At 60.1% G+C, this 14,552-nt stretch carries 13 protein-coding genes; 6 read left to right on the top strand and 7 right to left on the bottom strand.

Annotated features, from left to right (window positions below):
- Positions 1 to 53: 53 nt before the first annotated feature.
- Together B5D49_RS12150 and B5D49_RS12145 are read right to left on the bottom strand one after the other, a co-directional pair.
- A complete protein-coding gene (locus tag B5D49_RS12150; RefSeq protein ID WP_078717983.1) occupies positions 54 to 1,133 on the bottom strand; it encodes a Fic family protein in 1,080 nt (359 codons plus the stop codon).
- Between the two features lie 176 nt (positions 1,134 to 1,309).
- The gene (locus B5D49_RS12145) at positions 1,310 to 2,419 is read right to left on the bottom strand and encodes a HEAT repeat domain-containing protein (RefSeq protein ID WP_078717982.1); all 1,110 of its coding nucleotides are present in this window, start codon (positions 2,417 to 2,419) and stop codon (positions 1,310 to 1,312) included.
- Positions 2,420 to 2,561: 142 nt separating this feature from the next.
- On the opposite strand from B5D49_RS12145, the gene B5D49_RS12140 reads away from it, so the two are divergent.
- Positions 2,562 to 2,942 (top strand): response regulator, encoded by a 381-nt coding sequence (locus B5D49_RS12140; RefSeq protein WP_078717981.1) that lies wholly within the window; start codon positions 2,562 to 2,564, stop codon positions 2,940 to 2,942.
- A gap of 216 nt (positions 2,943 to 3,158) precedes the next feature.
- Here the strand turns inward: B5D49_RS12140 and B5D49_RS12135 are convergent, their stop codons facing one another.
- On the bottom strand, positions 3,159 to 3,842 hold the full coding sequence (locus B5D49_RS12135) for a CBS and ACT domain-containing protein (RefSeq protein WP_078717980.1): 684 nt from the start codon (positions 3,840 to 3,842) through the stop codon (positions 3,159 to 3,161).
- A 674-nt stretch (positions 3,843 to 4,516) separates the two neighbouring features.
- Between B5D49_RS12135 and B5D49_RS12130 the strand changes: the two genes are divergently transcribed.
- From B5D49_RS12130 to B5D49_RS12120, 3 genes are all read left to right on the top strand, one after another.
- Positions 4,517 to 4,735, top strand: a complete 219-nt coding sequence (locus B5D49_RS12130; RefSeq protein ID WP_078717979.1) for a hypothetical protein — start codon at positions 4,517 to 4,519, stop codon at positions 4,733 to 4,735.
- A 79-nt stretch (positions 4,736 to 4,814) separates the two neighbouring features.
- Complete coding sequence (locus B5D49_RS12125) at positions 4,815 to 6,080, top strand: EAL and HDOD domain-containing protein (protein WP_078717978.1); 1,266 nt, start codon at positions 4,815 to 4,817, stop codon at positions 6,078 to 6,080.
- 64 nt (positions 6,081 to 6,144) lie between these two features.
- A complete protein-coding gene (locus B5D49_RS12120) occupies positions 6,145 to 6,678 on the top strand; it encodes an MORN repeat-containing protein (RefSeq protein ID WP_159447226.1) in 534 nt (177 codons plus the stop codon).
- Between the two features lie 120 nt (positions 6,679 to 6,798).
- Here B5D49_RS12120 and B5D49_RS12115 read toward each other — a convergent pair whose 3' ends face one another.
- From B5D49_RS12115 to B5D49_RS12100, 4 genes are all read right to left on the bottom strand, one after another.
- Positions 6,799 to 7,833, bottom strand: coding sequence for a 4Fe-4S binding protein (locus tag B5D49_RS12115; protein ID WP_159447225.1), 1,035 nt, complete (start codon positions 7,831 to 7,833; stop codon positions 6,799 to 6,801).
- A 174-nt stretch (positions 7,834 to 8,007) separates the two neighbouring features.
- Positions 8,008 to 8,772 carry an amino acid ABC transporter ATP-binding protein gene (locus tag B5D49_RS12110; protein WP_078717975.1) on the bottom strand — a complete coding sequence of 255 codons (765 nt, stop codon included), beginning with the start codon at positions 8,770 to 8,772 and terminating at the stop codon, positions 8,008 to 8,010.
- 28 nt (positions 8,773 to 8,800) lie between these two features.
- The gene (locus B5D49_RS12105) at positions 8,801 to 9,808 is read right to left on the bottom strand and encodes an amino acid ABC transporter permease (RefSeq protein WP_234990734.1); all 1,008 of its coding nucleotides are present in this window, start codon (positions 9,806 to 9,808) and stop codon (positions 8,801 to 8,803) included.
- Positions 9,809 to 9,865: 57 nt separating this feature from the next.
- Complete coding sequence (locus B5D49_RS12100) at positions 9,866 to 10,654, bottom strand: amino acid ABC transporter substrate-binding protein (RefSeq protein ID WP_078717973.1); 789 nt, start codon at positions 10,652 to 10,654, stop codon at positions 9,866 to 9,868.
- Positions 10,655 to 11,171: 517 nt separating this feature from the next.
- Here B5D49_RS12100 and B5D49_RS12095 point away from each other — a divergent pair.
- On the top strand, positions 11,172 to 13,994 hold the full coding sequence (locus tag B5D49_RS12095; protein ID WP_078717972.1) for a PAS domain S-box protein: 2,823 nt from the start codon (positions 11,172 to 11,174) through the stop codon (positions 13,992 to 13,994).
- A gap of 90 nt (positions 13,995 to 14,084) precedes the next feature.
- Positions 14,085 to 14,504 carry a hypothetical protein gene (locus B5D49_RS12090; RefSeq protein WP_078717971.1) on the top strand — a complete coding sequence of 140 codons (420 nt, stop codon included), beginning with the start codon at positions 14,085 to 14,087 and terminating at the stop codon, positions 14,502 to 14,504.
- The last annotated feature ends 48 nt before the right edge of the window (positions 14,505 to 14,552 follow it).

Below are 14,552 nucleotides of genomic sequence, written 5' to 3'. Positions count from 1 at the left end.
CATGTCCAGCCGTTTGCGTGTGCAAAACCGTCGCGCCGCATCAGGGGGGAGGCTCAGCCCAGCCGGTGGTGCTGAAAATAATAGCTCGTGCCTTTTTTGACCAGCAGCTCCAACTCCAGCAACCGGCCGAGATCCCGTCTGGCCGTGTGTTCACTGACCTTGTCGTACAACAACTTGTAGGGCTGTTTAAGGAACAGATCCTTGAGCAGAAAAGGCAACGGTTCGCCGGTGTCCGGGTCGGTCTCTCTGTCCAGCAGCAGGGAGAGCAGCTGGTGCGTGCGTTTGTTAATGCGGCGCGATTCCGCCAAAATGCGGAAATGGTCGCCCAGGGCCAGCTTGCGCAGGGGGACCGTGCATTGGGAATGCAGGGCCGTGAGGTTGTCGCGCAGGACCGAAAGCATGAAGACCAGAAATTCCGTGAGCGAGTCCATCACGGCTGGTTCCCCTTGTTCCGAGGGGAAAAAACGCATGTATTCGTCGATGCGGCGGCGGTAGGTCAAGGGCTGCATCAGGCAGGCGAAGCGGTAGCCGCCCACGGCGAGGATGGAGCTTTCAAAGAAACGGGCCACCCGCCCTGTGCCGTGGGCAAAGGGCATGATCCGGTGCAGATGGTAGTGGAAGATTCCGGCCCGCACAGCTTGTTCCATGTCGGACATGTCCTGGGCATTGATGCGGGTGACCAGGGAGAGCACGCGATTTTCCGCGCCGGGTACGTATTCGCCCATGCCCCGGGCAAGGGTTCCCTGGACCATGACCGCGTGGACTTTGCGTAAAAACCCGTCGGACACGCCGAACACGCCCGGTTCGGTGCGCTGTTTGGGAAGCGGGGCGTAGGCCAGGCCCAGGTTGGCGATGACGCGCCGGGCGCGGGCCACAGTGGGACCGGCCGGATCATCGGGGCTGGTTCCTTCGTCAGCGAGACATTCCCGAACCTCGTCCAGGCGCATGGGGTTGCCTGCCATGGCGGCCGTGGCATGGATGGCCTGTTCCGTGAGGTCGCGCTCCAGATCGTGGGCCAGATCGGGCCGAACCGGCAGAGCGTTCAGGGACCGGCATATTCCCCGGACCTCTCCGGCCAACGGAAGCACCTCTACCGGGTCGAAATGTGTGGAAAATTTTTCATCGCCAGCCATTTTGCACCACCTAGTTTCCCGAAAATAAATGGATATCCTATGCTGCAAAAGTATTTCATGCAGCAAGGAGTGTCAAGAAGCCGCTTTGCCAAGCCCGGCCTCGGGCGCACCATGGCCGAAGAAGAATCCGGACCTTGCAGGAATCGGGCGCAGGAACCGAAGACCAGGGAAAAGGATCACGGGAGCTTCGGCATGGGTTTGTGCGCATGGTACCATTGCAGAAACGGCTCCGCACTGCCCTGAAATGTGATTCCGGTACGTTGCTCCCACACCTGGATAAGCATTCGATGGGATGCCGAGTACGCGGGATGATTGCGGTTCAGCAGGGCATGGGCCAGGGCTTCCAGGGCCGGGCCATGTTCTGGAAAACGAGCCAGCAAGGCGACCAGTCGGTCCTGGGGTTCGGCCCAGGCGTGGCGCAGCCCGTGGCAAAGCCGATCCAGCACCGGCAAGGGCTGGGCGCGGACCACCATTTCCACTGTGGGCACAGGATAGTTTCGTTCCAATTGCGCCAGAATCAAAGTGGCAGCATCCGGTTCGCCTGTACGGGAGGGTGTGGGGCAGCCCCCGGGAGCCGGAGCGCAAAGCAGCAACCCAAGGCAGCGAGCATCCACGTTCGTGAGGGCGAGCAACGCCCGCCATGTCTCGGAATAATCCTCCTCACGAAGCAATGCTGGCAGACGGCGTGCCAAGGGAACACGGCTCAAGGCGGCCGCGTAAGCGCGAACAAGAGCGGACTCGGGTTCTCGTGCCAGCGCCTTGAGCAGGTTCCGGGCCTGCTCGCCCTGTCCGGGATGCCGGGCCAGAGATTGCAGGATAAACCAGCGCACGGCCGTACTGTCGTCCTCCAGGGCGGGACCGACCAGTTCCGCGGGAAGTTCCAAGAGGGGCAGGTCCGCGGATGTCAGCGTGGGATCAAGGGCGGAAACAAAACGTTGCGTGGAAGTCAATTCCAGAGGGGTTTCGTCAAAGGAAAACGGCAACCCCGGATCAATCCAGCCGCCATTCAGCAACCGTTGGGCCGCCTCACGAGGCGTGAATTTTCGCAGATCCTGGGGACCATGCACCGCGATCACCGCATCCAGCGCACGGGTAAATTCTTCGGCGGCCAGCACCGAGGCGCGCAGCCGGGCATAAGTCCGCAGTTCCGGCAGACTTGTGGGGGCGTCCAGTGGCGCGGCATTGCCGGGCGCACACCACAAAAGGAGAAAAAGAATCAGCCCGGGAATGCTCCTTCCCCAAAAGGGCAGTGCAGGAAGATGGCGGCAGCACCATGCAGTGGGCATGAGGGAATCCTTTATTATCAGTCTGTTGAGCGAAGAACCAAAGTCGTATAAATTGTCAATTGCCTGATACTGTTTGCGAAATGACATAAGATGGAGTAGGAGGGCAACACCGTATGTCCCAAGAACAAGCAGGAGTGGCTTGATGACCGGCAATACGAACATTCGCATTCTTGTCGTGGATGACTCCAGCGCCATTCGACGCATCATCATCAGTGCGCTCAAAGAGCTGGGCTTTCGCAACGTGCTGGAGGCTGGCGACGGCGCCCAGGCTCTGGAGGTCTTGCAGAGCCACACAATACAACTGATCCTCAGCGACTACAAGATGCCCCGCATGAGCGGCATGGAGCTGTTGGAGAAGGTGCGCGCCAGTGAAGAGCACCGCAATATCCCGTTCATTATGGTCACAGCCGAGGCCCAGAAGGAAGCGGTTGTGGAAGCAGTGCAAAAAGGCGTGAACGGCTACATCGTCAAGCCTTTCAAGTCGGACGCCCTGGGTCGGAAGATTCTCCAGGTGCTGGGTTGATCCCCGGGACGCAAACCGCGAAACCTCCCAGCCGGACAAGCAAAACGGGTCTGACGTACAAGGACGCAGACCCGTTGCAATCTGTCAAATGATCTGAACAATGGAACAGTCTGAAGTTCCATTCGTATTTTTCAATTCGTCATAATTTTTGCAATTGAATTTGCCGCCGTTTTTCAGCCGTTTCCGCGGGAGTGATCCCTGCCGGACGCCTCGCGTTTAATCGTCAAGATACGTTACTTCCCCATCCAGAATGTAGTACAGCAGATCATGCTCGGCGCTCAGGTAGGCCACCAGGGATCCCAGGCTGTGGTCACCCATATGCTCCACCCGGATGTAGGCGTGGCGGTATCCTGCCTGGGACATGTCGTGCGAGGTCAGCACGCTGGAAAAATGGATGTTTTGCGAGCGGAGATCATCCAATAAAAGGGCCAGAGGGCCGGGCTTGGCCTCCAGCCGGAATGCAAACTGCGCCCCGCCGCGGGCCAGGCCCGTGGCCGACGCCAGGAAGCGGAACACATCCACCTCGGTGATGATCCCGCGCAAGGAACCATCCTTTTCCACCACGGGAAGTCCGCCCACCTTCAGGCGCGCCAGCAGACTCGCCACATGGTCCATGGCCGTGTCCGGTCCGACGCAGACAGGATCCTCGGTCATGATGGATCCGATGCGCAGTTCGGCCAGTCCGCGCCCCTGTTCTTCCACGCTTCCGCCAGGCAGGTACTTGGAGGGCATGGCGTCGCGGATGTCGCGGTCCGAAACAATGCCCACCACACGGCCGTCAGCGTGCAACACCGGGAACTGGCGGATTCCCTGTGTGCGCATGACCTCGGCCGCGGACACCACGCTCTGCTCTTCTCCAAGGGTCATGGAACCCTCCGTCATCCAATAGCGAACCAGCATGTAGCCACTCCTCGTGTTTTCGCAGTTTGCCCCAAAAGGCGATCCGCAGCGTTGTATTCGACTGAGTCCTCTGTAGCGTAACACCGCGATGTATCGGCGGTTTGTGCCTTGTTTAGCGCTTTGCGCCTCTCCATCCATGAACAGTCCGAAATGGATCTGGACACCGGGCCGTCGCCCCTTGCGATTGGCGGAAATCCTCCATGTCCGGGAATGGATCCATGATTTTCGGTTTGGAATGTAAAACATATTGCCGCGTATTTCCATAGCGGCCGTGTCAGGGAAACGGATTTCCCACGGGCAGCGGGGAACCGGCAGAGCTGGAAAGGTGTGTGCACTGCGCTGTGGAGTTTTACTGTTGAATTGTTGCAACAAGAAAAGACGCTCAAGAGTGTTTTGAATATACAGCAACTGTAGTGTACAGTCCTGTTCTGCTGCTTTGCGGAATATAGCCGCAGTATTCAGTGGTGTTAATAGTCTATATCAATAACATTTTCCAATATGGAATGTTGTAAGTGGAAAAAGCAAAATCTTACAAAATATTTTAAGGTGAAACGAAACTCAAATAGCTGAAATAGTGCAAATTTTATAGATCAAACTGTTGACAGTACGTATGGACGTACATATGCTCGCTTCTGTTATGGCAAACAGCAACAACTACGAACAGGAGCGGTATCATGAAACTGATACTCCTGCAGCGCGATAGCAACGGAAATCTTCCGAGTCCGGCCGAGTTGCGCGCCCAAGGGTTGTGGGTTTCCCGGGCGTGCGATCCCGAGGCGGACCAACCTTCCTTGGAGGCGGACGAAAAAGGCTCCCACGAAAACGAAGAGTCCATACGAAAGGCCAAACGGCATCTGGCCGGAGTGGTACTGACAGATCCCAAGGGAAAATAAGGGGGATGGCCGGACGTTGACAGGAGCAGACGCAACGAATAACTGATCCCTAAAGAGGAAACGGAACCAAATACGTATTGTGGAAGAAGCCAAACACTATACCAATACCTTTCTGGCCAGGCAGCCCATTTTCGACGCCACGTTGAACACCTGGGGATACATGGTGCTGTTTCGGGCCTGCCAGGGTGACGCCTGCGCTGAGATCGTGGATCCTTCCCAGGCCACGGCCGAGGTGCTGGCCACTTTGCCCATGCTCGCGGATACACTGCCCGAAGAGACCAAGGCCATGATCCGGTTTCCGGCCCGGAGCCTGCGGGATGACCTTCCCGGGGTGTTGCGGCCCGAAAGCACGGCCATGATCACGGCCCGGGTGGGCAGCGTGGACGAGGACGAGCTGTCGGTGTTGCGTGGCCTGAAGCAGGATGGCTATCTCGTGGCTGTGGACAACCTCACGCCCGGATGCGAAACAGACGAACTCGTGCGGATGGCGGACATTCTGGTGCTGGACTTTCAGGCGCAAAGCCAGGAGGAATTGCGTCAGCTGTCCCGTATCGGGGCGCAGAGCGGCCTGCCGCTCATGGGCAAGCGCGTGGAAAGCCTTGCCGCTGTGGAACTGGCCAGAGAATTGGGCGTAAGCCTGTTCCATGGCTATTTTTACCAAAAGCCGCAGGTGCAGTCCGCCAAGCGACTGACCACATCCAAGGCCACCCGGCTGCGACTGTTCGAGATTCTGGACCAGGACGAACCGGATTTTACCATGGTGGCCGAGGCCATTGAGCCGGATCCCGCCATTTGCTTCCGTTTGCTGAATTTTTTGAATTCCCCGTATTTCGGTTTTTCCCAGCCCATCGAATCCATCCGCCACGCCATCGTGCTGGCCGGGTGGTACAAGGTCCGCAACTGGCTGCGGCTTATTCTGCTGACGGACATCGCCCCCAGGGAGAAAACCGGCGAACTGGTCTATCTTTCCGCGCATCGTGCCCGGTTCCTGGAGCAGCTGGCCCTGGCCGCTGGACGGGACGAGCTGTCCTCCACGTTGTTTCTTATGGGTATCTTTTCGCTATTGGATGCGTTGCTGGACATGCCCATGCATCGCGTCATGGAGCTGGTCCACCTGGATGAGCGCATTGCCGCGGCCCTGCTTGGCGGAGTCAGCGCCCTGGCTCCCTGGTTGTCCCTGGTACGGACCATTGAAAACGGGGATTGGGACGCCATGGGGCATCTGGCCGTGAACCTGGACTTGCCCACGGGTTCGGTGTCCACGGCGTATGCCGACGCCTATTCCTGGACCGACGAGTTTTTCAAATTCGCCATGGATCGGACCGGCGAGGGGTCTACGACCTGATCCGGCACCAGAACACACCGGCAACGGCTGCGGCGTGCGGCCGCAACATCCCGACGGAGCGATCATGTTTGCAATGAGGCATCAGCAATGGCGGCGCGTGGCGCGGCGGACCCGGAGCCTGGCATTCGGCCTGGCTTTGGCGGGAGCGTTGACCCTCCCTCTCCAGGCCCGGGCGCAATGTGTGGACGGAGACTGCATCAACGGTTCCGGCACCAAGATCACCCGCGGCCACAAATACACCGGAGAATTTCGCGACAACCACCGCCACGGCTTCGGCGTGTACGAATTCCCCAATGGGGACGTGTACCAGGGCGAGTTTGTGGAAGGCGACATGGAGGGCAAGGGTACCTACCAGTACGCCAATGGGGACGTGTACGAAGGGGCATTCAAGGACAACCAGCCCGATGGTGTGGGCGAGTTTCGTTATCAGGATGGCACCCGGGTGCACGGCGTGTTTCACCAGGGCATTCTTGTGGGTCCGGGCCAGGAGGTGGTTTCCGAGGAGCTACCGGATTCGGATGCCTCGCAGACCGGCGCCGCGGACAGTGTTCAGGTGCGGCCTTGGGGATCGGGCGGTCCTGCCATTATGGGGGATTGAATCCGCGTATGCTTTGCAGGCCCAGAGCTTGTACAGCAACGGTTCAAAAGCCGGGTTCGTCTTGCTGGACGGACCCGGCTTTTGCATTGCAGGTTGAGGCGAGCCGCGCCCTGGTGAGGATCACGGCTCCGTCGTCAAGGCCATGCGCGTGAGGCGTTGGACCATCTCCCGGGGCAGGTCCGCATCCCAGTGGCCGGTGGCCCGCGCCCACGCATAAAAGCCGAGCAGCACGGCCACGGCTCCAGCCCCTACCAGCCAAAGCGGTACCCGCCGGGAGCCGGCCCGCAAGGAAAGACAGTCCGGAGCGGGGCAGGCGGCCACACATTCACCACAACCCAGACATTGGGTGGTGTTCACCCGTTGCTGTTGATCCACACGTATACCGTTGGGACAGGTTTGCGCGCATTTGCCGCAGGAAATGCAGCGGTCGGCATTCCGGTGCACGGCTACGGGCGAAAGCAGGCTCACCAGCCCCAGGAGCGCGCCGTAAGGACAGAGAAACCGGCACCAGAAGTTACGAATCAGCACGGAAGCAACGATCAACCCCGTAAGAATGAGCACAAGCGTGGTGGAGGGGTGCGAAAAAAAGAAAAGCATGCGCGCCTGGGCCGCCACATAGTGCGAACCGGACCGGAACGCTTCAATGGCGGGCAGGCTGAGCAGCACGAAAAACCCTAGCAACGAACCGGCCAAAAGCAGGTATTTGGGAAACCCCAGAATGCGCCGCCAGGGACCGGATACCGGGAAGGACAGCCCCAAGGCGCGCCCCAGCCGGTCCAACCCGTTGGATATGCCGCCCAAAGGACAGATCCAGCCGCAAAAGCCGCGCCGAAACAGGGCGCACATAACCAGCAAGGCAAGAAATATGGTCAGGGAAGCGGGGTGGACCGGATCCCACTGACCGGTAAGCGCCCAACGTTTCAGGGTCATCAGGGAGACGATGGGCAGCCAGCCGTCCACAGCTCCGGGCGCCTGCGTGTACGTTTCGGTTTTTCCCATGGCCCAGGCCACATGCCGCGCCAGTTGCCACACCAGGAACACATGAAACAAGGCGAACGCGGACTGGACGGTCAGGCGTAAGGCTTTGGGTCGCGTAAGGAATGGAATTGAGCCAGAACGTGTTGTTTTTTTGTGATAAAAAAATTCGAAAAGCATTCGACAACCTTTCGACCAGTGAGGGTCGCAGAGCCTGTGGCGAAGCGGGGGATGCGCATCATGCGCGTGGCAGCGGGGGATGTCAATGGAACCGGGACCGGGATCGCCAGCCATAGAAAGGCAAAAGGGACGGCGAACCGTCCCTTTTCTGCGGAAAGGTCGATGCCGACCGGATCAGAGCATTTTGTCCAGAAACGAGCGGATCCTGTCGTTGTCCGCGCCTTCGGAAAAGAATTGGGAAGGGGAACCCTGGGCCAGAAACCCGCCGTTTTCCATAAAGATAACCGTATCCGCAACCTCGCGGGCAAAGCCCATGTTGTGGGTTACGATGACCATGGTCATGCCCTCGTCGGCCAGGGAGCGGATCGTGTCAAAAACCTCGCCCACGAGTTCCGGATCCAGGGCGGAGGTGGGTTCGTCGAACAAGATCAGCTTGGGCTGCATGGCCAGGGCGCGGGCAATGGCCACGCGTTGCTTTTGTCCGCCGGAAAGGGTGGCCGGGAAACAGTCCTTGCGGTCCACCATGCCGACCTTATGCAGCATGGCCATGGCGATTTCGCGGCATTGGGACCGGGGTTTGCCCAGCACGGTGAGCGGCCCTTCCATCACATTGCCCAAGGCGGTCATGTGCGGGAAAAGATTGAACTGCTGGAAGACCATGCCGATTTCCGCCCGCAGTGCGCAGAGCTGGGATTGGGGAGCCGGGACGCGTTTGCCTTTGCGCTCGGTCCAGCCGCATTCCCGGCCTTCGAACACCAATTGTCCCTCGTCCATGGTTTCCAGAAAATTCATGGTCCGCAGCAGGGTGGACTTGCCCGAACCGGACGGACCCACGATGACCACTTTTTCGCCACGCCGGATGTCCAGGTCGATGTGGTCTACGGCCAGGGTCTGGCCGAACCGTTTGACCACGCCCTGTAGTTGGAGGATGGGCTGCATAGAAGACTCCTTGGGATGTTCCGGCATGTCAGCGCCGTTCATAGACGCCCACGCGCCGTTCCACCCACTCGAACGTCACGGTGAAGACCGTGGTGATGGCCAGATAGATGAGGGCGGCGAAAAACAGCACGCTCACGTTGAAGTAGGCGTTGAACATTTGATCCGCGGCGCGCATCAGTTCCACCATGGCGATGGTGGAGACCAGGGCGGTGTCCTTGATCAGGGCGATGAACTCATTGGCAAAGGGGGGAATGATGCGTTTGTAGGTCTGGGGAATGATGACCCGTCGCATGGTCTGCCGATACGTCATGCCCAGCGCCTTGGCTGCCTCGGTCTGGCCGTCGTCAATGGATTGGATGCCCGCACGGATGATCTCCGCAAGGTAGGCGGAGTAGTTCAGGCAAAGGCCGAGCAGGGCGGCCGTGAGCGGATCCAGGGTGATGCCGATGGCGGGCAGGCCGTAATAGATGAAAAAGAGTTGCAACAGCAGGGGCGTGCCGCGAAAGATCCAGATGTCCAGCCAACAAAGCGTGGAGAGCGGCTTGAACCGGGAGATGCGGCCCAGGGCGATGAACAGGCCGCCCACCGGGGACACGAGCATGGTGACAAAGACCAGCAGCAGGGTCATGAGCGTGCCGTGCAGCAGCGAGGGCATGAACCGACGGGCATCCTGAAGCAGTTTCTTCCAGGCCGGAAGCCGGGCCTCCTCGATGGAGCGGAGCAGGGTTTTGGCCTCAATGTTCTCGGGGAAGACGGCCAGCACGTCCCGGACATAGGCTTCCGCGGCATCAAGGTCCGTATCGGCCCAGGCCATGCGGGCCAGCTGCATGCGGGCATAGAGGTAGGTGCCGCCCCGTTCGCCCTCGGCCGGAGCCGGAACGCTGGAAAACAGTTCGCGGGCCGCGTCCATATCGCCCTGGTTCAGGGCGGTTTTGGCGTCTCCCACCAGTTCGGCCGGGGAAGCCGGAGCCTTAGCCGTGTTCGCCGCCAGGGGCAGCGCCCACCAGAGAAACACGATCAGGAGCGGGACCAGCACGGCCCCGCTCCGTTTCATCGCGTCGCGTGTCGCGCGCGTATGCATCAATATCCCCGCTTAGAAGTTGGCCGGATTGGTGATGTCCTCACCAAACCACTTGATGGAGATTTCGCCCATGGTTCCGTCGGCCACCATGGCGTCGATGGTTTCTTGAACCTTGTCGCGCAGGGAAACGTCAGCCTTGCGGAACGCCACGCCGAACGGCTCCTTGGTGATGAAGCCGGGCAGCGCCTTGAACTTGCCGGGCTGGGCCGCGGTGAAATACAAGCCGGAAAGGTTGTCCACCACGACGCTGTCCAAACGGCCGGACTCCAGGTCCAGGAAGGCCTTGGGGTTGTCGTCGTATTCGCGGATCTGGGCCGGGGCCATGGGCAGGGACTTGGCCGCTTCCAGAGCCGGGGAACCGGCCTGCACGCCCACGTTCTTGTCGCCGAGATCCTCATGGGCCTTGATGGCCTGCTCGTCCATGCGCACGATGGCGATCTGGCCGTCCATCATATACGGCTGGGTGAAGAGCACTTGGGCGGCGCGTTCCTCGGTAATGGTCATGCCGTTCCAGATGGCGTCGAATTTGTTGCTGTTCAGCGAGTTGATCACGCCCTTCCAGGCCGTGGGCTGCCAGACGATTTTGATGCCCAGGCGGCGGCCCACTTCCTCGGCGGCATCGATGTCGAAGCCCACGAGCTGGCCGTCGTCGGTGCGGAAGCCCATGGGCGGGAACGCATCGTCAAGGCCGATGACGAGTTGGCCGCTGGATTGGACTTTTTCCCAGGAGTCGTCGGCCTGGGCGGTCATGGCGGCGCAAAGAGCCGCCAGTACGATCAGCAGGGTCAGGATACGTTTCATGGATCTCCCTCCGGTGTCCTACATGTTGTTGTGACTGATACGCCCTAGCCCATGGCCGCGGAACATGCAAGCGCATGGTACCCGCAACCGGTCTGCGGCACGGGGGAGACCTGTGTGGAAAACCGCCTGACAACGGGCAATAGCGGCGATTTTTGCTTCTGCCGGTCTTGACTTGGAGGCGTGTGTCCTTATCTTATGCATAAGAGCACGAGGGCAATAAAAACGGAGGGTAGAATCAAATAAAAACCCGACAAAACAGAATGGCGGATGGAGCCGCCCCCGAACATCAGAAGTAGCGCAGCATTTCGTCCCCAAGGCCCAGGCCGGGGAACAGCCGGACAATCCGGCAGGCTGCGCGTTTTTTTGTCGTGGCGGACAAACGATCCTCTGGCCTTCCGAGATGTTGCACCATCTTCCCCACGCATGAAAAACCGATGCTGACGCGACCCTCACTTTGTCGTATGCTGCCTTGAGCAGACCGCCCGGTACAACCGGCGTTGGAAAACGGCATCAAAAAATGAAACACAATTCCGAACACAATATGGCAAGAGCCTTGGCCTGTCTCTGGATCGTGGTGTGTTGTCTCGCGGCACTGCCGGCCCAGGCAGCCTGTCTCTGGGACATGGATTGCGGCACGTTCTGGGGCTGGCTGCTGCTGGCGCTTCTTCCCCCCGGGTTGGTGGCGTTATGGTGGTTTGCCCTCATGGGGCTGCGTATGCGCCGAATCCGTTTCCTTGGCATGGGCATGGATGCCCGGGGGGACGGCATGGCCGTGTTGAACCGAAAACATGTGTACTGCGCTGTGAACGAGGCCTATGCCGCTTTGCTGGGATTGGCCCCGGAAGATATTGCCGGGCGGTCCGTGCGCGATCTGTGGGGTGACGAGGCGTATGCTCAGCGCATCTTGCCAAACCTTGAGGCCGCGTTTGCCGGAAAAACCGTGCGCGGTCGTCTTGTGGTCTCGATTCCGGCTCTGCAGGGTCGCAATGTGGAGGTTACCTACCAGCCGGTGTTCCAGCACGGCCGGGCCACGCACGTGAGCCTGTTTCTGCACGACGTAACCCGCAGGGTTCAGGCGGAAGCGGCCCTGCGCGACCGCACAACCCTGTACGAGACCCTGGTGGAGAGCACCAACAGTATTATTCTGCGGGTTACGCCCCAGGGCCGCATCACCTTTATGAACAACTACGGTCTGCGGTTTTTCGGCTACACCATGGAGGAAGTGCGCGACAGGCATGTTCTGGGGCTGATCGTGCCGCCCGTGGATTCCGATGGCCGCGATCTGCGGACCATGTGGGAATCCATCATGGCGGATGTGGACCGGCACGCCCTGAACCAGAACGAGAATTTGCGCCGCAACGGGGAGCGGGCCTGGATTCTTTGGAGCAATCGGGCGCTGCGGGATAACAATGGCCAGATCACCGAAGTGCTCAGCGTGGGGCATGACGTGACGCCCCTGCGCCAGAGCCGACAGGAGCTGGAAGGGTTGCGCATGGCCCTGGACCAGGCAGGATACGGCATGGCCGTGGCTGATCTGGATGGCCGGGTCCGCTACCTGAACCCTGCCTGGACCAGCATGCACGGTCTGGACCCCAGGGGCGGGGTGGTGGGCCGCAACATCGGTGAATTCCTGGCACCGCTGAACGATTTGGATCGCCTGGAGGCTGTATTCACCACAGTGCGGGAGCGCGGCGTATACCAGGAGGAAATGCAGCATACGGCCAGGGACGGCACGACCTTTACGGCCTTGACCTCCATCACGCTGTTGCGCAGTCCCTCCCGGGAGCCGGACGGATTGGTGCTCATGACCGTGGACGTAAGCGAGCGCAGAAAACTGCTTGCGGAATTGGAGCGCAGCCGGCAGCGGCTCAAGGTCATCGTGGACAACGTGCATGACGTGGTCTTCAGCATGGATGCGGACGGGCGGTTTCAATTCGTCTCCTCGGCCGTGCGGGAATTGTTCGGGTACGAGCCAAAAGAGGTGGAGGGCCGAAAGCTGGAGTTCCTCGCCCACCCGGAAGATGCGCTCCTGTGCCGCGAGGCGCTCACGGAATATGCCCAGGGTCGGTCCGCGCCCAACAGCCTGGAGCTGCGCGGCCGCAATCGCGAGGGACAGATCATTTGGTTGGTGGTCAATGTTTCCGGAATAATGGCCCGCAACGGTATTCCTGAGCAGCTGGTGGGCGTCATGCGCGACACCACGGAATACCGGCGCATGACCATGGAACTGCACGAAAGCCGGGAACGTTTTCGGGAATTGGTCCAAGCCATCGAAGAAGCCTATTGGCTCCAGGATGAGCACGGGATTGTGTATACCAGTCCGGGGTTTGAGCCTATTTTCGGTTTGACCGGAACGGCGCTGCAGAACACTCCCGCGCAGTTGCTGGAGCATGTCCAACCTGAGGACAGGGAGTTGGTTCGGCAAATGCTGCCCGGCGGAAAACTGGCCGATACCCAGCAGGACGTGACCCTGCGGGTGCTGCTGGAGGAGGATGCCGTTCGCTGGGTGCGGGTGCGCACCTTCCCGGTGGTCCGCAATGGCAAAGTGCTGCGTGTGGCGGGTGTGGCCCAGGATGTCACGGCCTATACCCTGGCCGTGCAGCAGCAGCGCGAGGCCAAGGAGGCCGCGGAACAGGCCAGTCGTGTCAAAAGTGATTTCCTGGCGCGCATGGGCCATGAATTCCGGACGCCCCTCAATGGGGTGCTCGGCATGCTCCAGCTCATCGCCATGCCCGGCGTGGACAAGGAAACGCGGATGTCCCGCGTGCGGGAGGCCGAACATTCGGCCCGGAGCCTGCGGGATCTGTTGGAACGGCTGTTGGAATTCGTGTCCCTGGAGTCCTGCTCCCGTGCCGAGGTGGAGGAGTACCCCTTCAGCCTGCGGGATATGCTGCGGGGAATCCAGTCCCGCCATGAACAATCAGCCCGGGAAAAGGGGCTTGACTTTGCGGTGCTCGTGGACGAGAAGCAGCGCGACTTTCGCGGTGACGGGGCCAAGCTGCGGCGTGTCCTGGAGCAGTTGGTGGACAACGCCGTCAAATTTACGCCCAAGGGGCGGGTGAAGGTGCATGTCCGGCAGGAGCAGACCGGAAAAAACCGCTTGCGGACCTGTTTTTATGTGGACGATGAAGGGCCGGGTATTCCTGAGGAAATGCGTGAAGTGGTCTTTGAACCGTTTATGCAGGGAGATGGAACCTACACCCGCAGGTACGGCGGAACCGGCCTGGGATTGGGAATCGTACGGCAGCTGGTCAAATGTCTGGGCGCAACCATCGCACTGGAAGAAAGTCCCTGGGGCGGCACCAGGGTGGTCATGTGTCTGGAGGGGGATTCTGTTTGAGCAAAGTCCGAGCTGGCCGAAAAATGTGGACTTTTTTTTCTTGATGGACTACCAATCAGGTTCCTGAATATCCATCAATCAGTGAGCAGTATGCGAACGAATCAAAACAAAAAGCTAACCCGCCTCCGGATCGTCCGGCTGAGTTGCGCTGCTGTGGCCGCCGTGCTGTTGGTTTGCAGCGTGGCCTTTGCGGTCAAGGACGCCTCGGTGGGCGAAACCGTGCTCAAGCAGGGCGATATTTGGGAACACCGCCTGGATTCCGGCGAATATGCCTATCGCATCGACTACCTGGATGGAGACATGTTCGTGACCGTGAGCGCTCAATTTTTGGGTCCGCAGGGGGGCATTCTTATGGAAACCAGCCATACCCTGGTGCGGGATCAGCGCATGAGCGTGCAGCAAAATTTCCGTACGGATGCGGTTTCGGATTCCGCCGCGCCGGAGCGGATCCGATTCGCCTGCGATTCGGGCCGGGTCCGCGTGGCCCTGCATACCGATTCCCTGCCGTAACCGATTGCCCCTACCCGATGCACGGGTTCCCCTTGGTGGGCATCGCGG

The sequence above is a fragment of the Paucidesulfovibrio gracilis DSM 16080 genome, assembly GCF_900167125.1.
In the GTDB taxonomy this organism is placed as follows: domain Bacteria; phylum Desulfobacterota; class Desulfovibrionia; order Desulfovibrionales; family Desulfovibrionaceae; genus Paucidesulfovibrio; species Paucidesulfovibrio gracilis.
Note: the sequence above shows the minus strand (reverse complement) of the source record. Positions and strands in the feature narration are given on the sequence as shown.